Below are 22,515 nucleotides of genomic sequence, written 5' to 3'. Positions count from 1 at the left end.
GTTGGAAGTGTTAGTTATGCGTGTCTGGATCGATGCCGATGCCTGCCCCAAGGCGGCCAAGGATCAGGTCGTCAAATTTGCCCTCAAGCGCCAGATCGAGGTGGTGCTGGTCGCCGGGCAGAGCCAGATCAAGCCGGCGTTCGCCTGTGTCAGGTTGATCGTCGTACCCAGCGGGCCGGATGCAGCCGACGATTACCTGGTCGAGCACGCCGTGCCGGGTGAGCTGGTGATCTGCAGTGATGTACCGCTGGCCGACAGGCTGGTCAAGAAGGGCGTTGCCTGCCTTGATCCGCGCGGTCGCGAGTTCGATGAACGCAACATGGGTGAGCGCCTGGCGGTACGTAACCTGTTCACCGACCTGCGCGAGCAGGGGCAGGTCGGTGGTGGTCAGGCGCCTTATGGCGATCGCGAGAAGCAGGCATTTGCCAATTCCCTGGACCGCATCCTGACGCGGCTGGCGCGCCAGATTCCCAACTGATCGCTGGCTTGTATGAGCGGATTTATCCGCGGTGGGCCGCAGCGCGGCCCCAAAAATCGGGACTGCTGTGCAGTCCATCGCGGCGATCCGGCGTCCCGGTGAATCCGCTCCTACAGACTCAGTCTTTTTCGTGAGTCAGTTCCAGCACCCGGTCGACCAGCTTGTAGATACCGCCCGCCGCTTCGCCAATCGACTGCGCCAGCATGTAGGCCGGGGTGCTGACCAGTTTGCGCTGGGTGTCTTCGACAATGTCGTGCACATCGCATTCTTCATGGGTGCCGCCCATCTTGACGATGGCGGCGCTGGTGTCGGCATCGTTGCCAATGGTGCAGACCACGCCCGGGCCGTAGATCTTCGCGGCCAGGGCAGGGGAGATGCAGATCAGGCCGACCGGCTTGCCAGCTTCGGCAAAGGCTTCTGCCAGGCTCAGTACGTCCGGATTGACGGTGCAGGCGGTCCCTTCAACGGCAAAGTTGGAGAGGTTTTTCGCCGCGCCAAAACCACCCGGTACGATCAGCGCGTCAAAGTCCTTGGCGTCTGCTTCACGCAGGTCCTTGATGTTGCCGCGGGCGATGCGCGCCGACTCCACCAGGACGTTTCGCGATTCAGGCATCTCTTCGCCGGTCAGGTGATTGAGCACATGCATCTGTGCGATGTTCGGCGCAAAGCACTGTACCTCGGCGCCGCGCTGGTCCAGGCGCAGCAGGGTGATCACGCTCTCGTGGATTTCGGCGCCGTCATAGACACCACAGCCGGAAAGAATCACAGCAACTTTTTTTTTGGTCATGCTCACTACTCCCGAGTCGAGGCGCTAAATGTCCTCTAAATTGGCAGATGTCGCCATAGGGTTTGCCGCATTCCAGGCCTAATCTTGTGCAATAGCCTGGAGATGGATGACCCATGGATCTGATTCTGTTGGCGGTACCGTTCTTCTTTGTCCTGATTGTGGTCGAGTTGCTCGCCGACCGCCTGCGCGGTATGCGCACCTACCGTCTGGCTGACGCGATCAACAGCCTCAGCACCGGGGTGCTGTCGACCACCACGGGCCTGCTGACCAAAGGCGTCGGCCTGGTCACCTACGCGCTGGCCTGGGAGCACCTGGCACTGTTCAAGCTGCCAGGCGACGCGGTGTGGGTGTGGGTACTGGCGTTCGTGCTCTATGACCTGTGTTACTACTGGCTGCACCGTTTCGGGCACGAGCGCAATATTCTCTGGGCGGCGCATTCGGTGCACCACCAGAGCGAGGATTACAACCTCTCCACGGCCTTGCGCCAGACCAGCAGCGGTTTTTTGCTGTCGTGGATCTTCTACCTGCCGCTGGCGGTGCTGGGCGTACCGCCGCTGGTGTTCATCACCGTCGCTGCGTTGAACCTGCTTTATCAGTTCTGGGTGCACACCCGTCACATTCCCAAGCTGGGCTGGTTCGAATGGCTGTTCATTACGCCGTCCAATCATCGCGTGCACCATGCGCAGAATCCTTTGTACTTGGATCGCAACTACGGCGGAGTGTTCATTATCTGGGACCGGCTGTTTGGCACCTTTCAGGAAGAGGACGATAACGAGCCGGTGATCTTTGGCGTGACCACCCCCCTGGCCAGCTGGAACCCGCTGTGGGCCAACGTGCAGTTCTATGCCCAGTTGTGGCATGACGCGCGCCATGCCGAGCGCTGGTGGGACAAGGTGCGAATCTGGTTCATGCCCACGGGCTGGCGCCCGGCGGATGTGGCGCAGCGCTTCCCGCAGGCCAAGCAGGACTTGAGCCGCTTCAGCAAATTCGAGGTGGCGCTGGGCTGGCCGCAGCAGCTGTACGTGGTGCTGCAGTTTGCGCTTTACGTTGCACTGGGCAGCTACTTGATGGAGCACGCCGAACGCTTGTCGGCTGCCGCCTTGCTGCTCGGGTGGGGGGTGATGGCGTTGGGGTTGTTTGCGCTGGGCACTCAGCTGGAAAACCGCCCGTGGGCATTCAAGTGCGAGCTGCTGCGGTTGGCGCTGAATGTCCCGGCCATGGCGCTGGCCGGGATGAGCGGTTTATGGCCGGTCACTGCCCTGGCCTGGGTCGCGCTGTTTGTCTACAGCCTGCTCAGCGTGATCGGCCTGTATGGCAGCCGCTTCCTTGCGGGCGATGCGCGCGGCCTTGATGCGGCGGCGCAGCCACAGGCAGCCACCAAGGCCCAGCAGGCCACCGAGCACCCATAGCTCGTACTTCTTCACGTTACCCAGCAGGCCTTCGAGAATGGCGCCAAAGTGATACGCGGCGGCGCCAAGTGCCAACGCCCATACCGCAGCACCGATGCCGTTGAGCAGCAGGTAGCGACGCGGCGGGTAGCCGGACAGGCCGATGGCAACCGGCATGACCGTACGCAAGCCGTAAACGAAGCGAAAGCTCAGCACCCAGATGTCCGGGTGGCGGCGGATGTGCTCCAGCGCGCGGTCGCCCATCAATTGCCAGCGTGGTTTGCGTGCGAGCAATTTGCGCCCGTGCTTGCGGCCCATGAAGTACCACAGCTGGTCACCGGCATAGCTGCCGAAGAAGGCCACCAGGACCACCAGGTTGATGTCCATGTATCCGCGGAACGCAAGGAAGCCGGCGAGAACCAGGATGGTCTCACCTTCGAAAAACGTGCCAAGAAAAAGGGCAAAGTAGCCAAAATCTTGAAGGAATTGCTCGAGCATTTTCTGGGTGCTGGCGAAATGAACGCGCAGCCTAACCCTTCGTGGGCTTTGGGGAAAGTGTCTAAATGTGTCTCGACGTGATCATGTCCTGCAAGGACAATGGCTGCGTCCTCCAGTCGCAGGGTTGCCCCTGGCTGTCATACAAGCGTCATAATGGCCGCTTATAACTGTCGCGCTCGCCCGCCTGCGCGGGCTCAGGAGTCTGCCGTGAGCTTTACCCCCGCTAACCGTTTGTTTCCTGCCACTCGTCTGCGTCGCAACCGTCGTGACGACTTTTCCCGTCGCCTGGTTCGCGAAAACGTACTGACCGTCGATGACCTGATCCTGCCGGTGTTTGTTCTGGACGGCGAGAACCGCCGCGAAGAAGTCGCGTCGATGCCGGGTGTCGAGCGTCTGAGCATCGACCTGTTGCTGGAAGCTGCGCAAGAGTGGGTAAACCTGGGCATTCCGGCACTGGCCCTGTTCCCGGTGACCCCGACAGAGAAAAAATCGCTGGATGGCGCCGAAGCGTGGAACCCGGAGGGTATTGCCCAGCGTGCTACTCGCGCCCTGCGTGAGCGTTTCCCGGAGCTTGGGGTGATCACCGACGTTGCCCTGGACCCGTTCACTACCCATGGTCAGGACGGCATCCTCGACGAAGAAGGCTACGTGCAGAACGACATTACCGTCGATGCGCTGGTGCGTCAGGCCTTGTCGCACGCCGAAGCCGGTGCCCAGGTAGTCGCCCCTTCAGACATGATGGACGGCCGTATCCAGGCCATCCGTGAGGCCCTGGAGCTGGCCGGTCACGTCAACGTGCGTATCATGGCCTACTCGGCCAAGTACGCCAGCGCCTATTACGGCCCGTTCCGCGATGCGGTCGGCTCGGCGCTCAACCTGGGCAAGGCCAACAAGGCGTCCTACCAGATGGACCCGGCCAACAGCCACGAAGCCCTGCATGAAGTGGCGGCGGACCTGGCCGAAGGCGCCGACATGGTCATGGTCAAGCCAGGCATGCCGTATCTGGATATTCTTTATCGGGTCAAGGATGAATTCAAAGTCCCGACCTTTGTCTATCAGGTCAGTGGCGAATATGCCATGCACATGGCGGCGATTCAGAATGGCTGGCTCAGTGAAGGGGTGATCCTGGAATCCCTCACCGCCTTCAAACGGGCAGGTGCCGATGGCATCCTGACCTATTTCGCTGTTCGCGCTGCACAATTGATGAGAGGGCAGTAAGGCCCTTCAGGAACGCCAGATGAATAACGAAGTACTCAGTGATGTCGATATGAAGCAAGCCCAGCCTGTGCCGGAGCAGATGCTCGAAACGCCGCCGGAGCCTGCTGCGGTGCCTGTGCCGGTCAACGAGGTCGAGGCGCCTGCGCCCACTCCGGCACCGGCGGCACCGGCTATCGCTATCCCCGGTCTGGATGACAGCAGCCTGTACATTCACCGCGAGCTGTCCCAGCTGCAGTTCAACATCCGCGTGCTCGAGCAGGCGCTGGATGAGAGCTACCCGTTGCTGGAGCGGCTGAAGTTTCTGCTGATCTTCTCCAGCAACCTGGATGAGTTCTTCGAAATTCGTGTGGCGGGCCTGAAAAAGCAGATTACCTTTGCCCGTGAACAGGCCGGCGCTGATGGTCTGCAGCCGCATCAGGCGCTGGCGCGGATCAGCGAGGTGGTGCACAGCGAGGTTCATCGCCAGTATGCGATCCTCAACGATGTGCTGCTGCCGGAGCTGGAAAAACACCAGATTCGCTTTATCCGTCGCCGGCACTGGAACACCAAGCTCAAGACCTGGGTGCGGCGCTTCTTCCGTGACGAGATCGCGCCGATCATCACCCCGATCGGCCTCGACCCGACGCACCCGTTCCCGTTGCTGGTGAACAAGAGCCTGAACTTCATCGTCGAGCTGGAAGGTGTCGACGCGTTCGGCCGAGATTCGGGTCTGGCGATCATTCCGGCGCCGCGCCTGTTGCCACGGGTAATCAAGGTGCCGGAAGACGTCGGTGGGCCGGGGGACAACTACGTGTTCCTCTCCTCGATGATCCATGCCCATGCCGACGACTTGTTCCAGGGCATGAAGGTCAAGGGTTGCTATCAGTTCCGCCTGACCCGTAACGCCGACCTGGCGCTGGACTCCGAAGATGTCGAAGACCTTGCCCGGGCACTGCGTGGCGAGCTGTTCTCGCGTCGCTATGGCGATGCGGTGCGCCTGGAGGTGGCTGACACTTGCCCCAAACATCTTTCGGACTACCTGCTCAAGCAGTTCAGCCTGAGCGAAAGCGAGCTGTACCAGGTCAATGGTCCGGTCAACCTGACCCGTCTGTTCAGCATTACCGGTCTGGATAGCCATCCGGAATTGCAATACACCCCGTTCACGCCAGCGATTCCAAAACTGCTGCAGAACGCCGAGAACATTTTCAGTGTGGTCGGCAAGCAGGACATCCTGCTCATGCACCCGTTCGAGTCGTTCACCCCGGTGGTGGATCTGCTGCGTCAGGCCGCCAAGGACCCGCATGTCCTGGCCGTGCGCCAGACCCTGTACCGCAGTGGTGCCAACTCGGAGATCGTCGACGCGCTGGTCGATGCGGCGCGTAACGGCAAGGAGGTCACCGCGGTGATCGAATTGCGCGCGCGCTTCGATGAAGAGTCCAACCTGCAACTGGCCAGCCGCCTGCAGGCTGCCGGTGCGGTAGTGATCTACGGTGTGGTCGGCTTCAAGACCCACGCCAAGATGATGCTGATCTTGCGCCGCGAAGCCGGCGAGATCGTGCGTTATGCCCACCTGGGTACCGGTAACTACCACGCCGGTAACGCGCGCCTGTACACCGACTACAGCCTGCTGACCTCGGATGACGCTTTGTGCGAAGACGTCGGCAAGCTGTTCAGTCAGTTGATCGGCATGGGCAAGACCCTGCGCATGAAAAAGCTGCTGCACGCGCCGTTCACCCTGAAGAAGGGCATGCTCGACATGATCGCGCGCGAGACCCAGTTTGCCCTTGATGGCAAGCCGGCGCACATCATCGCCAAGTTCAACTCGCTGACTGATCCGAAGATCATTCGCGCCTTGTACAAGGCCAGCCAGTCCGGAGTGCGTATCGATCTGGTAGTGCGCGGCATGTGCTGCCTGCGGCCAGGGATTGCCGGGGTGTCGCACAACATCCAGGTGCGCTCGATCATCGGTCGCTTCCTTGAGCACACGCGGGTGTTCTACTTCCTCAATGGCGGTGAAGAGCAGATGTTCCTCTCCAGCGCCGACTGGATGGAACGCAACCTCGACAAGCGCGTCGAGACCTGCTTCCCGGTCGAGGGCAAGAAGCTGATCCTGCGGGTGAAGAAGGAGTTGGAGGGGTACCTGACCGACAACACTCACGCCTGGATCCTGCAGCCGGATGGTCGCTACGTGCGCAGCACGCCAACCGGCAACCAGAACGCCCGCAGTGCCCAGGCGACACTGCTTGAGCGCTTGAGCAACCCGGTCCTCAGCGTACGCTGAGGACGAAGCCGACCCGGGTCAGCCACTCGGCCTCCAGGCCGAAGTCGGCCTGGGTCAGCTGGTTCTGCTCCAGCCAGCCGGCCGGGAATTCCACATCGAGGCTGTCGCCTGCCGCATGCAGGGTGACTGTCGGCATCTGCTGGGTGCCGCGGATGTGATGGAACAGGATCGCAAAGCGCAGCAGCACGCACAGGCGGATCAGCTTGGCGCCGTCTTCGCCGAACTCGGCAAATTTGTCCTTTGGAATATTACGGCGGTGGCCGCGCACCAGCAGAGCAAGCATCTGCTGGTCTTCGCGGGAAAAACCGGCGAGGTCCGAGTGCTCGATCAGGTAAGCGCCGTGCTTGTGGTAGTGGTAGTGGGCGATGTCCAGGCCCACTTCGTGCACTTTGGCCGCCCAACCGAGCAGCTCGCGCCAGATTCCGTCTTCCAGGTCCCAGGCTTTGGCCACCTGGTCAAAGGCGTGCAAGGCCTTGCGTTCTACCCGGGCGGCCTGGCCCTGGTCTACGTGGTAGCGTTCCATCAATGAGCTCAGAGTGCGTTCACGCACGTCTTCATGGTGATGGCGGCCCAGCAGGTCGAACAGCACGCCTTCGCGCAGCGCGCCGTCGCAGTGGTCCATGCGCTGCAGTTCCAGTGCATCGAAAATGGCTTCGAGGATCGCCAGGCCCGCCGGGAAGATTGCCCGGCGGTCCGGTTTGACGCCGTCAAAGTCGATTTTCTCAACATCACCGAGCTTGAATAGCTTGCGTTTGAGCCAGGCCAGGCCGTCGGCGTTGACCTCGCCGTTGCCCATACCGCCGTCCTTGAGGGCCGCGCCTATGGCACGGATGGTGCCCGAGGAGCCGATGGCCTCGTCCCAGGTCAGGCGATGCAGGGCGTTTTCGATGCTCATCAGTTCCAGGCGCGCGGCGGTGTAGGCCTGGGCGTAGCGTGCCGGGGTGATCTTGCCATCACGGAAATAACGCTGGGTAAAGCTTACGCAGCCCATCTGCAGGCTTTCGCGCAGCAGCGGTTCGAAACGCTGGCCGATGATGAATTCGGTACTGCCACCGCCAATGTCGGCGACCAGGCGTTTGCCGGGAGTATCGGCCAACGTGTGGGAGACGCCAAGGTAGATCAAGCGGGCTTCTTCACGGCCGGAAATCACTTCGACGGGGTGCCCAAGAATCTCTTCGGCGCGGCGGATGAATTCGCCGCGGTTGCGCGCTTCGCGCAGAGCGTTGGTGCCGACGATGCGCACGGCGCCGGCCGGCATGCCGTTGATCAGCTGGGCGAAACGCTTGAGGCAGTCCAGGCCGCGCTGCATGGACTCTTCATTGAGTTGGCGCTCTTCGTTGATGCCGGCGGCCAGCTGAACCTTCTCTCCAAGGCGCTCAAGGATGCGGATCTCGGTATGGTGGGCCTTGGCCACAACCATATGGAAACTGTTGGAGCCCAGGTCGATGGCAGCGATCAAGGACAGATTCTTGGCTGTGGTTTGCGGCATGGTCGTGATTTCTCGTTCGATAACCCGGCAATCCTGCCATGATCCACCGCTGACGCCAACGCGCAGCGTATCAAGGCTTGATATGGGGCAGGTTGATTGAGGAAATATGACTTTCCCGTGACAGCACCGATATGCGCGGTCATGCACAACTATAGTTACACTCAATCGCCTGCGACTTCCTGTAGGGCGTCGGTGCAGCTATGATGGGCCACGTTTTTTTGCTTACGACCTTGGAGACTTCCATGAGCAGCGATCTTATCAAACACGTCACCGACGCCACCTTCGAAGCCGAAGTGCTCAAAGCAGAAGGCCCGGTGCTGGTCGACTACTGGGCTGAATGGTGCGGCCCTTGCAAAATGATCGCTCCGGTTCTGGACGACATCGCCGCTACCTACCAGGGCAAACTGACTGTCGCCAAGCTGAACATCGACGACAACCAGGAAACCCCTGCCAAGCACGGCGTTCGTGGCATCCCGACCCTGATGCTGTTCAAGAACGGCAATGTCGAGGCCACCAAGGTCGGCGCACTGTCCAAGTCTCAGCTGGCAGCCTTCCTGGACGCCAATATCTGAGTCAAAAAAGCCCCGCATTCGCCGGGGCTTTTCTTTATCTGGTGACTAGACGCCAGAAAAAGCAGGTGTTACATTCGGCCTCGCACTGTTTTTTTGGTGCCCTCTGCACGCCGTCGCCGACGCATCCCTAATTCGAATCAGTACGCGATCCTGTCGCCTTCTTTGCGGCGCGGCTTCATTAAGCCAGAAGCTTAATTCCCCCTTCTTACATGATTACGTCATCCCCCTTATGAACCTGACTGAACTCAAGCAAAAGCCGATTACCGATCTGCTCGAAATGGCCGAACAGATGGGCATAGAAAATATGGCCCGTTCGCGCAAGCAAGATGTGATTTTCTCCCTGTTGAAAAAGCATGCGAAAAGCGGCGAGGAAATCTCCGGTGACGGCGTGCTGGAGATTCTCCAGGACGGCTTCGGCTTCCTGCGCTCGGCTGATGCCTCTTACCTGGCCGGCCCGGACGACATCTACGTGTCGCCAAGCCAGATCCGTCGCTTCAACCTGCGTACCGGCGACACCATCGTCGGCAAGATCCGCCCGCCAAAAGAAGGCGAGCGTTACTTCGCCCTGCTGAAAGTCGACACCATCAATTTCGACCGGCCGGAAAACGCGAAGAACAAGATCCTGTTCGAAAACCTGACGCCGCTGTTCCCTAACGAGCGCCTGAAGATGGAAGCCGGTAACGGCTCCACCGAAGACCTCACTGGCCGGGTGATCGACCTCTGCGCCCCGATCGGTAAAGGTCAGCGTGGTTTGATCGTCGCACCGCCCAAAGCGGGCAAGACCATCATGCTGCAGAACATCGCGGCCAACATTACCCGCAACAACCCCGAGTGCCACCTGATCGTTCTGCTGATCGACGAGCGTCCGGAAGAAGTAACCGAAATGCAGCGTACCGTACGCGGCGAAGTGGTTGCCTCGACTTTCGACGAGCCACCAACCCGCCACGTGCAGGTTGCCGAAATGGTCATCGAGAAGGCCAAGCGCCTGGTAGAGCACAAAAAAGACGTCGTCATCCTGCTCGACTCGATCACCCGTCTGGCCCGTGCCTACAACACCGTGATCCCGAGTTCCGGCAAGGTCCTCACCGGTGGTGTCGATGCGCATGCCCTGGAGAAGCCAAAGCGTTTCTTCGGTGCTGCCCGTAACATCGAAGAAGGCGGCTCGCTGACCATCATCGCCACCGCGCTGGTTGAAACCGGCTCGAAGATGGACGAAGTGATCTACGAAGAGTTCAAGGGCACCGGCAACATGGAGCTGCCACTGGACCGCAAGATTGCCGAGAAGCGTGTGTTCCCGGCCATCAACATCAACCGTTCGGGTACCCGTCGCGAAGAGCTGCTGACCGCCGACGACGAGCTGCAGCGCATGTGGATCCTGCGCAAGCTGCTGCACCCGATGGACGAAGTAGCTGCCATCGAGTTCCTGGTCGACAAGCTCAAGCAGACCAAGACCAACGACGAGTTCTTCTTGTCGATGAAACGCAAGTAAACTGTTGCGTTGTGCAAGAGCCGGGGCAACCCGGCTTTTTGCTATCTGTACTTTGGCTATTCTGGCTGGCCGGGTTAGGCGATACACTTTGCACCCCGACCGGTACGGCGAATACGAGGCTTTTGCATGCAGTATCGCGATTTGCGCGACTTTATCCGTGGCCTGGAACAGCGTGGCGAACTCAAGCGCATCCAGGTTCCGATTTCTCCAGTCCTGGAAATGACTGAAGTCTGCGACCGCACCCTGCGCGCCAAAGGCCCGGCGCTGTTGTTCGAAAAGCCGACAGGCTTCGACATCCCGGTGCTTGGCAACCTGTTTGGCACCCCGGAACGGGTGGCCATGGGCATGGGCGCCGAGTCGGTCAGCGAGCTGCGCGAGATCGGCAAGCTGCTGGCCTTCCTCAAGGAGCCCGAGCCACCCAAGGGCCTGAAGGATGCCTGGTCGAAGCTGCCGATCTTCAAGAAGGTCGTGTCCATGGCGCCGAAAGTGGTCAAGGACGCGGCCTGCCACGAGGTGGTCATCGAAGGCGACGACGTCGACCTCGGCATGCTCCCCGTTCAGCATTGCTGGCCGGGCGATGTCGCGCCGCTGATTACCTGGGGCCTGACCGTGACCCGCGGTCCGAACAAGGAGCGCCAGAACCTCGGGATCTACCGTCAGCAAGTGATTGGCCGCAACAAGGTCATCATGCGCTGGCTGAGCCACCGTGGCGGCGCCCTGGACTACCGTGAGTGGTGCGAGAAGCACCCAGGCCAGCCGTTCCCGGTCTCCGTGGCGCTGGGCGCTGATCCTGCGACCATTCTCGGTGCCGTGACGCCGGTGCCCGACACCCTCTCGGAGTACGCCTTTGCCGGCCTGTTGCGCGGCAACCGCACCGAGCTGGTCAAGTGCCGGGGCAATGACCTGCAGGTGCCGGCCACGGCCGAGATCATCCTTGAGGGTGTGATTCATCCGGGTGAAATGGCCCCGGAAGGCCCGTACGGTGACCACACCGGTTACTACAACGAGGTCGACAGCTTCCCGGTGTTTACCGTGGAGCGCATCACCCACCGCAAGAACCCGATCTACCACAGCACCTACACTGGCCGTCCGCCGGATGAGCCGGCCATTCTCGGCGTGGCGCTCAACGAAGTGTTCGTGCCGATCCTGCAGAAGCAGTTCCCGGAGATCACCGACTTCTACCTGCCACCGGAGGGCTGTTCCTACCGCATGGCGGTGGTGACCATGAAGAAGCAGTACCCGGGGCACGCCAAGCGCGTGATGCTCGGAGTCTGGTCGTTTTTGCGACAGTTCATGTACACCAAGTTCGTTATCGTCACCGACGACGACATCAATGCCCGTGACTGGAACGATGTGATCTGGGCGATCACCACGCGCATGGACCCCAAGCGCGACACGGTGATGATCGACAACACCCCGATCGACTACCTGGACTTTGCTTCGCCGGTGTCCGGCCTGGGCTCGAAGATGGGCCTGGACGCGACGAACAAGTGGCCCGGAGAAACCACCCGTGAATGGGGACGTGTCATCGTCAAGGATGAAGCGGTCACCCGGCGGATCGATGAGCTGTGGCAGCAGTTGGGAATAGACTAAATGCAGGTAACCTTGCAGCCGTCCGGGGCCGTGTTGACGCTCAACCCCGGTGAAAGGATTCTGGATGGGGCGCGACGTCTGGGCTACGACTGCCCGCAGAGCTGTCGCAATGGCAACTGCCACGTCTGTGCAGCCTTGCTGGTCGAAGGCCGGGTGCGTCAGGACGGGCAGGAGCGAGATCATGGCGAGCTGTTCACCTGTATCGCCGAGCCACTGGAGGACTGTGTCTTGTTGTGGGATGGCGTGCTCGCCCTGGGCGAGTTGCCGGTACGGACGCTGGCCTGTCAGTTGAGTGAGTGCGTTGAGGTCGGTGGCGACGTCTGGCGGGTACGCCTGCGCGCACCCGCAGGGAAACCGCCGCGTTACCACGCCGGGCAGTACCTGATGATCGAGCGCGACACGGGCGACAAGGCCGCCTTCTCCCTGGCCTCGGCGCCGCATGGTGGCCGCGACCTCGAACTGCACGTGCTGGCCCGCGAGAACAGTGCGGTCGAACTGATTACGCAGTTGCAGCGCAACGGCATGGCCCGGCTGGAGATGCCCTTTGGCGATACGCACCTGGCCGAGCTGCCCGAGGGGCCGCTGGTATTGATCGCCGCCGGTACCGGTATGGCGCAGATGCACAGCCTGATCGAGCATTGCCGGGCCCAGGGCTTCAAGCATCCGGTACACCTGTACTGGGGCGTGCGTCTTCCGGAAGACTTTTATCAGATCGAACACTGGGCTGAATGGGAGCAGTTGCCGAACCTGTTCCTGCACAAGGTGGTCAGTGACCTGTGTGGTTGGGAAGGGCGCTGCGGGATGCTGCATGAGGCGGTCTGTGAGGATTTGAAGGATCTTGCAGGCGTGCACGTTTATGCCAGTGGTTCTCCGAACATGATCTACGCCACGCTTGATGCACTGGTTGAAGCCGGAATGGATGCTCACCAGATGCGCGCCGATGTCTTCGCTTATGCCCCTCGCGGTTGAATGACGGAATAAGGCACGCTGCAATAGCGTGCCGGGTTAAATAACCACTGTTGTTCTTGCCGGGCATAAGGCAATTATTATTGCGAGCAGCGCAAATAACTTTCGCTACACTTGAAATAACACCGGTGGTTAGCGCCAGCCCTTGTTGCATGGCGCTTCCGGGTGAGGTGAGGCTTGTGTTCAATATGCTATCTGCCGTACGGTAAGTACACGGATAACGTATTCGTTTACAGTGACTCACTTCAGTAGTTCACGAGGAATTCTGGCGGCAGCTATGTCGGCGATTGAATCTGCATCTTTGAATGTGGCATATCCTCCGTTGCTCGACTTCGGACAACAACTGTCCCATGAGCAACTTAAACTTTCGGTTCAACACACCATGTCCCTGCATCAGGGCGGGCCGGTCTGGTTGTTTGCCTACGGCTCGCTGATCTGGCGGCCAGAGTGCAATGCCGCCGAGCGTCAGCGCGCCAAAGTGCATGGTTATCATCGTGGTCTGTACCTCTGGTCCCATGAGCACCGTGGTACGCCGGAATGCCCGGGCCTGGTATTCGGCCTCGACCGCGGCGGCTCGTGCGGCGGCTTTGCCTATCGCCTGCCGGACGAATCCCTGGAAGACTCGTTGTTGGCTCTGTGGCAGCGTGAGATGCCGTATCCGGCCTATCGGCCGCACTGGCTGACCTGTCGCCTCGACGATGGCAGCAAGGTTCAGGCACTGGGCTTCGTACTGGAACGGCACCTGCCGTGTTATGCCGGTAACCTGCCGGATGATCTGCTCAGCCAGATATTCGCCAATGCCAAGGGGCGCTACGGCAGTACCCGTGATTACGTCGAGCAGACACTCAATGCCCTGCGCAGTCATGCCATGCCTGATCGAAACCTCGAAGCGCGCTTTCGCCGTTGCCATTTCCAGGGGAAGGTCTGACGCTGTAACAATAATGATAATTGTTATTTGGTAGGCGTCGCTCCGGAGCGCTATCATCGCGCGCTCTAGATGGCAGGTTTGGCAAGGATCAAGGATGAAGTGGTTCGCTGCGCTGTTGTTGTTGGGGGCAAGTACTGCCCAGGCCGATATCAAGCTGGAGTGGGTCGAAAAGACCATTCCCGTTTACCCGGAAGCGCTGCGCAAGTCGGCCATCACCGGCTCGGTCAGAGTCCGTTTTGAGGTGAACGCCGACGGTTCGGTGAGTGACATTCACGTGATCCAAGGCAGTGAGCCAGCGTTTGCCGATGCCGCACTGCAGGCCGTACGGCAATGGCGTTTCAAGCCCTGGACGGTGTCGGACGAGAACCCGGCGAAAGTCGAGGTAGTCAACGAACTCAAGTTCCGCCTCAACGACAAGAAAGCCTGGTGGGATATCTATGAACGGGCCGGGTTGATTGTCATGACCTGCAGCCAGTTCAACGATGAAGTGGCGCTGTACCGCAAAGACGATCCTGCCCGTTCGCTGGACGACATGAAGACCACGTTACTGTCGGTACGAATGATCTCGCCTGCTTCCGAAGACGGCGTCACCAGCTACAAGCAGTCGCGGGCCAGTTCCACCGCCTTCATGGACGCGTTGCCAAACATCATCGAGCGCTGCCAGGCCTACCCGGGCCTGGACTTTGTCGACATCTGGCCCGCGTCCCTGCGCGAGCGCCTGGTTCAGAAGCGCTGAGCCGGTTGCTCAGCGCATCGTCACCACCAGCTTGCCCACGGCCTTGCGCTGCCCTAGTACGTCGATGGCAGCGCCGGCTTGCGCCAGTTCAAAGGTCTGCGATACCAGTGGTTTGAGCTTGCCTTCGGCGTACCAGGTAAACAGCTGCTGGAAGTTCGCCGCGTTGTCGGCGGGCTGGCGCTGGGCAAAAGCCCCCCAGAACACCCCGAGTACCGCCGCGCCTTTGAGCAGCGCCAGGTTGACCGGCAGCTCGGGGATGCGCCCACTGGCAAAACCGACTACCAGCAGACGGCCGTTCCAGGCAATGCCGCGTACCGCCTGATCGAACAGGTCGCCGCCCACCGGGTCGTAGATAACGTCGGCGCCGTTGCCCCCCGTCAGGCGTTTGATCTCGTCCTTGAGGCTGTGCTCGCTGTAGTTGATCAGTTCGTCGGCACCGGCGGCCTTGGCTACGGCGAGTTTCTCGGCGCTGCTGGCTGCGGCAATCACCCGTGCACCCATGGCCTTGCCGATTTCTACGGCAGCCAGGCCGACGCCGCCCGAGGCGCCGAGCACCAACAGGGTTTCACCGGCCTTGAGCTGCCCACGTTGCTGCAGGGCGTGCATCGAGGTGCCGTAGGTCATGCCGAAGGCCGCAGCACTGGAAAAGTCCATCTGTGGTGGAATCGGTATAGCGTTATAGGCCGGTACGGCCACTTGTTCGGCAAAGCTGCCCCAGCCGGTGAGGGCCATGACGCGGTCGCCGACCTTGAGTGTGGTGACCTTTTCGCCCACCGCGCGCACGATGCCGGCAGCTTCGCCACCGGGCGAGAACGGCAGTGGCGGCTGGAACTGGTATTTGCCTTCGATGATCAGGGTGTCGGGGAAATTCACCCCGGCCGCATGCACCTCGAGGAGAATCTCGTTTTTCTTCGGTACCGGGCTATCGACCTCTTCCAGTACCAGATTCCGGGCCGGGCCCAGTGCTTTGCACAACACAGCTTTCATCGGGGCTATTCCTTTGCGCGTAGTGGCCGATAAGTGTAGGTGGGGCACACGTCGGGTCAACGAGCATGGCCCGCCCTGATAGGCCGGCATAAGCCTGGGCTTGGGTTTGACCGGTGCGCTGGGTATGCTGGCGCCAACAGTTTGAGGAGCGAATTCGTGAAAGCGTGGATCTTGATGGTACTGGCCCTGATGCTGCCGATGGCGGCGATCGCCGAAGAAGCCAAGGAAGGGGAGCCGAAGGTATCTTACGTTTCCCTGAGCCCGCCGTTTGTGGGCAACTATGCTCTGGACAGTGGTCCGAAACTGCGTGTGTACAAGGCCGATGTGGCCCTTCGGGTCAACAGCGATGCGGCTGCGGCGGCGGTCAAGCATCACGAGCCGTTGATCCGCAACCAACTGGTGGCGTTGTTCACCCAGCAAGGTGTGGACAACATGAGCAACGTCGAGGCCAAGGAAAAGCTGCGCCAGGAAGCCCTGAAGCAGGTGCAGCAGGTGCTTGAGCACGAAGAAGGCAAGCCGCTGGTGGATGACCTGCTCTTCAATAACCTGATCGTTCAGTAACGCGTCAGGACGTCAGGCTGCGGCGGAAGCGGCCCAGGGCAATGCCGAAAAACACCAGGCCGATGGTGGCCAGCGCCAGTACATCGGGCCAGACCACCGTCAGGCCGGCATCGCGAAACAGGATCGCGGCACTGAGGCTGACGAAGTGAGTGGAAGGTGAAAGCTGCATCACCCACTGCAGCCACTGCGGCATGCTGTCCAGCGGGGTACTGCCGCCCGACAGCAGGAGCATCGGGATGATCACCGGAATCGCCAGCAGCCCGAATTGCGGGGTCGAGCGCGCCAAGGTGGCGAGGAAGATCCCCAGCGCCGTGCTGGCAAACAGGTAGAGCGCAGTCACCGCCAGGAACAGCCCCAGCGAACCCGCCAGCGGCACGCCCAGTGCCCCCTTGACCACCACCTCCAGCGACACCCAGGTGCACAGCACGACCACCAGCGCGTTGCTGCCGATCTTGGCCAGCATGATCTCCAGGGCTGTCAGCGGCAGCACCAGCAAGTGATCCAGGGTGCCGTGCTCGCGCTCGCGCAACAGCGCGGTGCCGGTGAGCACAATGGCGAGGATGGTGATGTTGTTGACGATCTGGATCACCGCCAGGAACCAGCCACCCTCAAGGTTCGGGTTGAACAGTGCCCTTGGGCTGATCAGCGCCGGGCTGCTGGCTGCCGCCGAACCCTGGTTGGCGTACTCGAGCAGTTCCCGTTCGAAGATCCGGCCAATGTAGCCGGCGCCCATGAATGCCTGGCTCATGGCCGTGGCATCGACATTGATCTGCAGTTCCGGTGAGCGGCCCGCCAGCAGGTCACTCTGGAAGTTGACCGGTACGTTGATCACGAAAGTGTACAGGCCGCTGTCCATGGCCGTGTCCAGCTGGTCATAGGCCAGCGGCGCCGCCGCCTGGAATTCGGGGGGCTGCAGGGCCTCGGTCATTTTGCGCGACAGTTGGCTATGGTCTTCGTCGATCACAGCAACACTGGCGTTGTGTACGCCAATGATCGAGCCGGCCGCCGGCATGTAGATCGCCACGCTGAATGCGTAGAGCAAAAACAGCAGCAGGACGCTGTCGTGGCGCAGGCTGGTCAGCTCTTTCAGGCCCAGGCGCAGGGTGTGTGCCAAGCGATGCATCAGACCTCCTGCTTCTTCAGCATGGCCAGGCTCAGGCCGGTGAAACCGACGAAAAAGCCCAGCAGCGCCAGGCATTGCGGCCACAGTTCACGCAGGCTCAACGCCTTGGTGAAGGTGCCGACGGCGATGTCGAGAAAATAGCCGGCAGGGAACAACTGGCCCATCAGCGCTGCCGAACCGTCGAGCGACGAGCGCGGCACGATCAGCCCGGAAAACTGGATGGTGGGCAGGCTGGTGATGATCATGGTGCCAAGGATGGCGGCGATCTGGGTGCGGGTGAACGCGGATATCAGCAGGCCCAGGCTGGTGGTTGCCAGCAGGTACAGCAGGCCACCGCAGGCCAGCGCCAGGGCGCTGCCCTTGAACGGTACGCCGAACAGCCAGCGGTTCATGGCTACCAGCAACGCCAGGTTGACCAGGCTGATCGCCAGGTACGGCGCCTGCTTGCCGAGCAAAAACTCAAGGCGGGTCAGCGGCGTCGCATAGAAGTTGGTGATCGAGCCCAGTTCTTTCTCGCGAACAATCCCCAGGGCAGTGAGCATGGCCGGGATGAACGCGAGGATCAGCGCCATGACGCCGGGGCCTATGGCGTTGACGCTGACCACGTCCTGGTTGTAGCGAAAGCGTGTTTCCAGGCGCACCGGGGACTGCCCGGCCAATGCCCTGCTGCTCAGTGCGGCCAGTTGCTCAAGGTTGGCCTGGTGCACCGCTTCTACGTAGTTGCGGCTGGTTTCGGCGCGAAACGGCATGCCGCCGTCCAGCCAGGCCGCCACCACCGGCTGGCGCCCTGCGTGCAGGTCGCGGCCAAAGCCCGGAGGGATTTCCAGGGCGAGTTTGATTTCCGAGCGTTGCAGGCGCTTGTGCAATTGCGCTGCATCTTTAATGGGGGGCTGTTCGGCAAAGTAGCGTGAGCCGCGAAACGCTTCCAGGTAGGCGCGGCTTTGCGGGCTCTGGTCCTGGTCGTAGACGGCGAATGCGAGGTTCTCCACATCCAGCGAGATACCGAAGCCGAAGATCACCATCATGAACATCGCGCCCAGCAACGCGAAGGCCATTCGAACCTTGTCGCGCATAAGCTCTTTGCCTTCACGGGTGGCCACGGCGAACAGGCGCTTGAGGCTGAAGCCGTGCCGCATTGCGTGAGGCGTTGTATCAGCCGGGGAGCCCAGCTGGGCGCTGGCTTGCGGGGCGTCACTCGCGCCCTGGGCCTGCTCCAGACAGGAAACGAAAGCGTCCTCGAGCGTGTCACCAGCGAACTGTTGCTGCAGGGCTGCGGGCGTGTCGCAAGCCAATACCTTGCCCGCATGCATCAGGGAAATACGGTCGCAGCGCAGGGCTTCGTTCATGAAGTGGGTGGACAAGAAGATGGTCACGCCCTGTTCCCGCGACAACTCGATCAGCAAGCGCCAGAAATCATCCCGTGCCGCTGGATCGACCCCAGAGGTGGGTTCGTCGAGAATCAGCACTTCGGGCCGGTGCAGGACCGCGACCGCCAGCGACAGACGCTGGCGCAGGCCCAGGGGCAGGGCGCCAGACTGCTGGTCGGCAATTTCGCCGAGGTCGAAACGTTCGATCAGTTCGGCGATACGCGGCGCACTCTCGGCCTTCGGCAGGTCGAACAGGCGTGCATGCAGTTCAAGGTTCTGGCGCACGCTGAGCTCGCCATACAGCGAGAAGCTCTGTGACATGAAGCCGACCCGCTTGCGCGTGGCCAGGTCCTTGGCATCCACCGGGCGGCCGAGCAGGGTGGCGCTGCCTTCGCTGGCCGGCATCAGGCCGGTGAGCACTTTCATGGTGGTGGTCTTGCCGCAGCCGTTGGAGCCGAGGAAGCCGAAAATCTCGCCACGACCGATGGCAAAGCTGACCTTGTTCACGGCGGTGAAATCACCGAAGCGCAAGGTTAGTTTATGGGCTTCGATGGCAATTGTGGTGTCGCCGGCCGGGCGCGGTGGAATCAGCAGCGGCTGCGGGTCGTGGCCGCTGTCACCTTGAAAGTGGGTGAAGGCATCGTCAAGTTTGCCGCTAGGCGTGGCGCTGGCCAGCGTCTGGCTCAGGCCCGAGGCAATCAGCTTGCCGCGATCAAGCATCAGGCAGTGTTCGAACTGCTCGGCTTCCTCCATGTAGGCGGTGGCCACCAGCAGGGTCAGTTGCGGTCGCTCCTGGCGAACCTGCTCGACCAGCTCCCAGAAGCGCCGGCGCGACAGCGGGTCTACGCCTGTCGTCGGCTCGTCGAGAATCAGCAGGTCGGGTTCGTGGATCAGTGCACAGCACAACCCGAGCTTCTGCTTCATGCCGCCCGACAGCTTGCCGGCCGGCCGTTCGGCGAAGCGCGCCAGGTCGGTGGCCAGCAACAGGTTATGCATGCGCTGCTCGCACTCGGCCGAACCCAGCCCGAACAGGGTGGCGAAAAAGCGGATGTTTTCGCTGATCGACAGTTCCGGATAGAGATTGTTGCCCAGGCCCTGGGGCATGAACGCGATGCGCGGGTACAGGCTGTTGCGATGGCGACGTTTCCGGATCGAGCCACCGAGCACCTGAAGTTCGCCGGCCTGCAGTTTCTTCACCCCGGCAATCAGGCCGAGCAGGCTGGACTTGCCGGCGCCGTCCGGGCCGATCAGGCCGCAGCGGGTTCCGGCAGGCAGGCTGAAGGCAATGTCGTGCAGGGCCGTCAAGTCACCATAGCGATGGCTGAGGGCCTCGGCCTGCAGCGCCAGCGTGTTCATTGCAGATTGGCCGGCCAGTCCACTTCAGCCGTCCTGACATAACCGGCGCCGGGCATGCCGGGCTTGGCTTGTGGCACGGCACTGGGCTCGGTCAGGCGCAGCTTGACGCGGAACACCAGTTTTTGCCGCTCGTCACGGGTCTCGACCTGTTTCGGGGTGAATTGCGCCTTGGCGGCAACGAAAGCGATTTTCGCCGGCAGGGCTTTTTCCGGCAGGGCGTCGAGCACTATCCGTGCCTGGTCACCAACGGTCAGGCGGCCGGTGGTCGAGGCGGGCAGGTACAGGTTCATGTACTGATCATTCGGGTCAATCAGCGTCAGTACCCGCCCTCCGGCGCCCAGCACCTCGCCCGGTTCGGCAAGGCGCAGCTGGATGATGCCGTCGATGGGCGCCCGCAAGCTGCTGTCGTCGATTTCGCTGGTCAGTTGCGCCACCTGGGCCTCGGCGGCACCGATGGCGGCCTTGATCGCTGCCAGCTGCGCGCGCGATGCAGTCACGGCGGCGTTGGCGGTGTCGAATCGCGCCTGCTGCTGGTCGAGCAGCTGCTGGCTGGCGTATTTGCGCTGGAAGATCTCGCGTACGCGCTTGAGCTCCTGGCTGGCCAGCAGCAGTTCGCTCTGGCGCAGTTGCACGTTGGCCTCGGCGGCTGCGTAGTTTTCCTGCGCGCGCAGTACTTCAGCTTCGGCCTGGCTGCGCTGGGCTTCAAGGGTGCGGGTATCGATACGCGCAAGTAACTGGCCCTGCCGGACCTTGTCACCTTCATCGACCAATACTTCGGCGAGGCGCCCGGGAACCTTGCTGGCAATCTGCACTTCGGTGGACTCGAGTCGCCCGTTGCCCATGCTCAGGCCTTCAGGCAAACGATCGTGCAGGGACTTCCAGTAGCCCAGGCCGCCGGCAGCCAGGAGTAAAGCGATCAAGGCGCTGGCGAATATTTTCGGGGTATGTTGGCTCATCTCTCTGCATCCTGCTGCATTCGCGTCAAAGTGTGACGTGTCACCGACCCTGGTGCTTTGATTCTGGTCAAACGAGGGGTAATCGTAGCTTGCTTTAACGCAAGGCGAGGATTGCCGCCCATTGTTCCGCCGTAACCGGCATTACCGAGAGGCGACTGCCTTTTTGTACCAGCGGCAATTCAGCCAGGTTGGCCTGCTGTTTCAGGTAGCCGAGGCTGAGGACCTTGCTGAACGTTTCGACATGGGCGACATCCACGGCGCTCCAGGGATTCTTTACTTCGTTGGCCTTTGCGTCGAAGTAGTGGCTTTGCGGGTCGAGTGCCGTCGGGTCCGGGTAGGCTGCGGCGCTGATGCGCGCGATCCCCGCTATGCCAGGCTCGGGGCAGCTGGAGTGGTAGAAGAAAAACTCGTCGCCCACGGCCATGTCGCGCAGGAAATTACGGGCCTGATAGTTGCGAACCCCGTCCCAGCGCGCTTCTTTCAAGCGGGCCAGATCCTTGATCGAAAGTTCGTCCGGCTCGGACTTCATCAGCCAATAGGCCATGGGTGCTGCTCCTGACAAAATTTGAAATAACCTGTTGCATGAAACCGACAGTCGGTTGGCGTCAACGTTTGCGTGTCGACGCGTGTTGTCGGAGAATGCGGCAATTTTAAGCTAGACGCTGTTGCAACCAACTATAAAACGTTGCCGACAACGTGATCAGTTTGCCTGAGGGGGGCAATCAATGAACCGCAAACCGGACCTGCTCTGGATTTTGGTATTTCTGTTCGGTCTGGGTGTGGTCACTACCGGTTATGCGCAAAGCCTCTGGGAGCGTAATCTTGACGCCCCGTATGAAGCGCCGGTAAATCCGCAACAACGCTGATTACCCTGCTGGTGTCTGCCAGGCAGGCGCCAGGTACCACGCACGGTCAGAGACCGTTCCCTGTAGCGGTACATCCCAGCTGGCCTGCGCCAGTTTCTCGACTTTCTGGCATTCATGCGCCAGGCCCAGCAGCAACGGCTTTTTCCAGGCCTTGCGGCGGGCCTGATACGCCAGGCTTCGATCATAGAAGCCACCGCCCATGCCCAGTCGCCCACCTGTTTCGTCAAACCCAACCAGCGGCAGCAGGATCAGGTCCAGCGCCCAGACCGGCCGTTGGCGGGCCAGGCTGATGTGCGGTTCGGCAATGCGAAAGCGGTTGGGGCGCAGCTTTTCGCCGTGTTCGATGCGCTGGAAGGCCATTTTGGTTTTCGGCCAGGCGTGCAGCACCGGAAGATAGGTGCGCTTGCCGCGCCGCTGCGCTTCGCGCAGCAACAAGCGCGGATCAATCTCGCAATCATTGGGCAGGTACAGGGCAATGTGCCGGGCGCGGCGGAACAGTGGATGCTGCGCCAGTTGCCGGTACAGGCCACGCGCGGCCTGACGTTGCTGGGCCGGGCTCAGGGCGCGGCGGGCATCACGTAGCAGGCGGCGAAGTTGGGGGCGGGTGAGCGGCGCGGTGTCGGTCATGGCACGGGCGTTCCCAGAGAGGGCTGCCGCGCGTTGGGCGACAGCTCGATTTGCTCGCGTGAATACACGAGCAAAGGTGATTCAGGCTCCCCGACGAACCGCTGTCGGTGTAGCCCTTGAACCCGAAAGTTCAAGGTGGAGATTGCAGGAGGCGTTAAGGCTTTCCGTCAAGCGGACATGCACACCGGCCCCACGTGCAACCCCCGTGGTTGTGCGTATCGGCTCAGGGACATGACCGACTGGCAAGCACTCCAGGGAGTGGCGCCAGTA

General features: G+C 61.4%; 20 protein-coding genes, 1 other RNA gene and 1 pseudogene. 12 read left to right on the top strand and 10 right to left on the bottom strand.

Annotated features, from left to right (window positions below; all coding sequences use genetic code 11):
• Positions 1 to 16 precede the first annotated feature (16 nt).
• Positions 17 to 478, top strand: coding sequence for a YaiI/YqxD family protein (locus tag DM813_RS02375; protein ID WP_128321841.1), 462 nt, complete (start codon positions 17 to 19; stop codon positions 476 to 478).
• Between the two features lie 118 nt (positions 479 to 596).
• On the opposite strand, the gene elbB is transcribed toward DM813_RS02375, so the two are convergent.
• Positions 597 to 1,265, bottom strand: coding sequence for an isoprenoid biosynthesis glyoxalase ElbB (elbB, locus tag DM813_RS02370; RefSeq protein ID WP_128321840.1), 669 nt, complete (start codon positions 1,263 to 1,265; stop codon positions 597 to 599).
• A 113-nt stretch (positions 1,266 to 1,378) separates the two neighbouring features.
• Between elbB and DM813_RS28580 the strand changes: the two are divergent.
• A pseudogene (locus DM813_RS28580) lies at positions 1,379 to 2,005 on the top strand (sterol desaturase family protein); the annotation flags it as partial.
• A 501-nt stretch (positions 2,006 to 2,506) separates the two neighbouring features.
• On the opposite strand, the gene DM813_RS02360 reads toward DM813_RS28580, so the two are convergent.
• Positions 2,507 to 3,151, bottom strand: a complete 645-nt coding sequence (locus DM813_RS02360) for a DedA family protein (RefSeq protein WP_128321839.1) — start codon at positions 3,149 to 3,151, stop codon at positions 2,507 to 2,509.
• Between the two features lie 207 nt (positions 3,152 to 3,358).
• On the opposite strand from DM813_RS02360, the gene hemB reads away from it, so the two are divergent.
• Positions 3,359 to 4,369 carry a porphobilinogen synthase gene (gene hemB / locus DM813_RS02355; RefSeq protein ID WP_128321838.1) on the top strand — a complete coding sequence of 337 codons (1,011 nt, stop codon included), beginning with the start codon at positions 3,359 to 3,361 and terminating at the stop codon, positions 4,367 to 4,369.
• 19 nt (positions 4,370 to 4,388) lie between these two features.
• The gene (ppk1, locus tag DM813_RS02350) at positions 4,389 to 6,629 is read left to right on the top strand and encodes a polyphosphate kinase 1 (protein ID WP_128321837.1); all 2,241 of its coding nucleotides are present in this window, start codon (positions 4,389 to 4,391) and stop codon (positions 6,627 to 6,629) included.
• Here the strand turns inward: ppk1 and ppx are convergent.
• The gene (gene ppx, locus DM813_RS02345) at positions 6,616 to 8,118 is read right to left on the bottom strand and encodes an exopolyphosphatase (protein WP_128321836.1); all 1,503 of its coding nucleotides are present in this window, start codon (positions 8,116 to 8,118) and stop codon (positions 6,616 to 6,618) included. The two genes, ppk1 and ppx, sit on opposite strands and share 14 nt — an antisense overlap.
• Before the next feature lie 242 nt (positions 8,119 to 8,360).
• Here ppx and trxA point away from each other — a divergent pair, with 242 nt between their 5' ends.
• The 6 genes from trxA to DM813_RS02315 all read left to right on the top strand — a co-directional run bounded on the left by trxA (position 8,361) and on the right by DM813_RS02315 (position 14,402).
• A complete protein-coding gene (trxA, locus tag DM813_RS02340; protein WP_045201042.1) occupies positions 8,361 to 8,690 on the top strand; it encodes a thioredoxin TrxA in 330 nt (109 codons plus the stop codon).
• A 229-nt stretch (positions 8,691 to 8,919) separates the two neighbouring features.
• Positions 8,920 to 10,179 carry a transcription termination factor Rho gene (gene rho, locus DM813_RS02335; RefSeq protein WP_010221159.1) on the top strand — a complete coding sequence of 420 codons (1,260 nt, stop codon included), beginning with the start codon at positions 8,920 to 8,922 and terminating at the stop codon, positions 10,177 to 10,179.
• 126 nt (positions 10,180 to 10,305) lie between these two features.
• Positions 10,306 to 11,772 (top strand): 4-hydroxy-3-polyprenylbenzoate decarboxylase, encoded by a 1,467-nt coding sequence (gene ubiD, locus DM813_RS02330; protein WP_128321835.1) that lies wholly within the window; start codon positions 10,306 to 10,308, stop codon positions 11,770 to 11,772.
• Entirely contained in the window at positions 11,773 to 12,741 is a 969-nt protein-coding gene (locus DM813_RS02325) for a CDP-6-deoxy-delta-3,4-glucoseen reductase (protein WP_128321834.1), read from the top strand.
• Between the two features lie 274 nt (positions 12,742 to 13,015).
• A complete protein-coding gene (locus DM813_RS02320; protein WP_128321833.1) occupies positions 13,016 to 13,666 on the top strand; it encodes a gamma-glutamylcyclotransferase in 651 nt (216 codons plus the stop codon).
• A 94-nt stretch (positions 13,667 to 13,760) separates the two neighbouring features.
• Entirely contained in the window at positions 13,761 to 14,402 is a 642-nt protein-coding gene (locus tag DM813_RS02315; RefSeq protein WP_128321832.1) for an energy transducer TonB, read from the top strand.
• Between the two features lie 9 nt (positions 14,403 to 14,411).
• Here the strand turns inward: DM813_RS02315 and DM813_RS02310 are convergent, their stop codons facing one another.
• Positions 14,412 to 15,389 (bottom strand): NADPH:quinone oxidoreductase family protein, encoded by a 978-nt coding sequence (locus tag DM813_RS02310; protein WP_128321831.1) that lies wholly within the window; start codon positions 15,387 to 15,389, stop codon positions 14,412 to 14,414.
• A gap of 156 nt (positions 15,390 to 15,545) precedes the next feature.
• Here DM813_RS02310 and DM813_RS02305 point away from each other — a divergent pair, with 156 nt between their 5' ends.
• A complete protein-coding gene (locus DM813_RS02305; protein WP_128321830.1) occupies positions 15,546 to 15,950 on the top strand; it encodes a flagellar basal body-associated protein FliL in 405 nt (134 codons plus the stop codon).
• A gap of 4 nt (positions 15,951 to 15,954) precedes the next feature.
• On the opposite strand, the gene DM813_RS02300 is transcribed toward DM813_RS02305, so the two are convergent.
• From DM813_RS02300 to DM813_RS02285, 4 genes are all read right to left on the bottom strand, one after another.
• The gene (locus DM813_RS02300; protein ID WP_128321829.1) at positions 15,955 to 17,073 is read right to left on the bottom strand and encodes an ABC transporter permease; all 1,119 of its coding nucleotides are present in this window, start codon (positions 17,071 to 17,073) and stop codon (positions 15,955 to 15,957) included.
• The gene (rbbA, locus tag DM813_RS02295; RefSeq protein ID WP_128321828.1) at positions 17,073 to 19,796 is read right to left on the bottom strand and encodes a ribosome-associated ATPase/putative transporter RbbA; all 2,724 of its coding nucleotides are present in this window, start codon (positions 19,794 to 19,796) and stop codon (positions 17,073 to 17,075) included. The genes DM813_RS02300 and rbbA overlap by 1 nt, the downstream gene beginning before the upstream one ends.
• Entirely contained in the window at positions 19,793 to 20,752 is a 960-nt protein-coding gene (locus tag DM813_RS02290; RefSeq protein ID WP_128321827.1) for an HlyD family secretion protein, read from the bottom strand. The genes rbbA and DM813_RS02290 overlap by 4 nt, the downstream gene beginning before the upstream one ends.
• 94 nt (positions 20,753 to 20,846) lie before the next feature.
• On the bottom strand, positions 20,847 to 21,296 hold the full coding sequence (locus DM813_RS02285; RefSeq protein ID WP_128321826.1) for an EVE domain-containing protein: 450 nt from the start codon (positions 21,294 to 21,296) through the stop codon (positions 20,847 to 20,849).
• Positions 21,297 to 21,477: 181 nt separating this feature from the next.
• Between DM813_RS02285 and DM813_RS28395 the strand changes: the two genes are divergently transcribed.
• Complete coding sequence (locus DM813_RS28395; protein ID WP_164897197.1) at positions 21,478 to 21,618, top strand: hypothetical protein; 141 nt, start codon at positions 21,478 to 21,480, stop codon at positions 21,616 to 21,618.
• On the opposite strand, the gene DM813_RS02280 is transcribed toward DM813_RS28395, so the two are convergent.
• Together DM813_RS02280 and ssrS are read right to left on the bottom strand one after the other, a co-directional pair.
• Positions 21,619 to 22,245, bottom strand: coding sequence for a 5-formyltetrahydrofolate cyclo-ligase (locus tag DM813_RS02280; RefSeq protein WP_128321825.1), 627 nt, complete (start codon positions 22,243 to 22,245; stop codon positions 21,619 to 21,621).
• Positions 22,246 to 22,328: 83 nt separating this feature from the next.
• Positions 22,329 to 22,506: non-coding RNA, 6S RNA (ssrS, locus tag DM813_RS02275), on the bottom strand.
• Positions 22,507 to 22,515: the final 9 nt, after the last annotated feature.

Source organism: Pseudomonas alkylphenolica, from assembly GCF_004025535.1.
Taxonomy (GTDB): domain Bacteria; phylum Pseudomonadota; class Gammaproteobacteria; order Pseudomonadales; family Pseudomonadaceae; genus Aquipseudomonas; species Aquipseudomonas alkylphenolica_A.
Note: the sequence above shows the minus strand (reverse complement) of the source record. Positions and strands in the feature narration are given on the sequence as shown.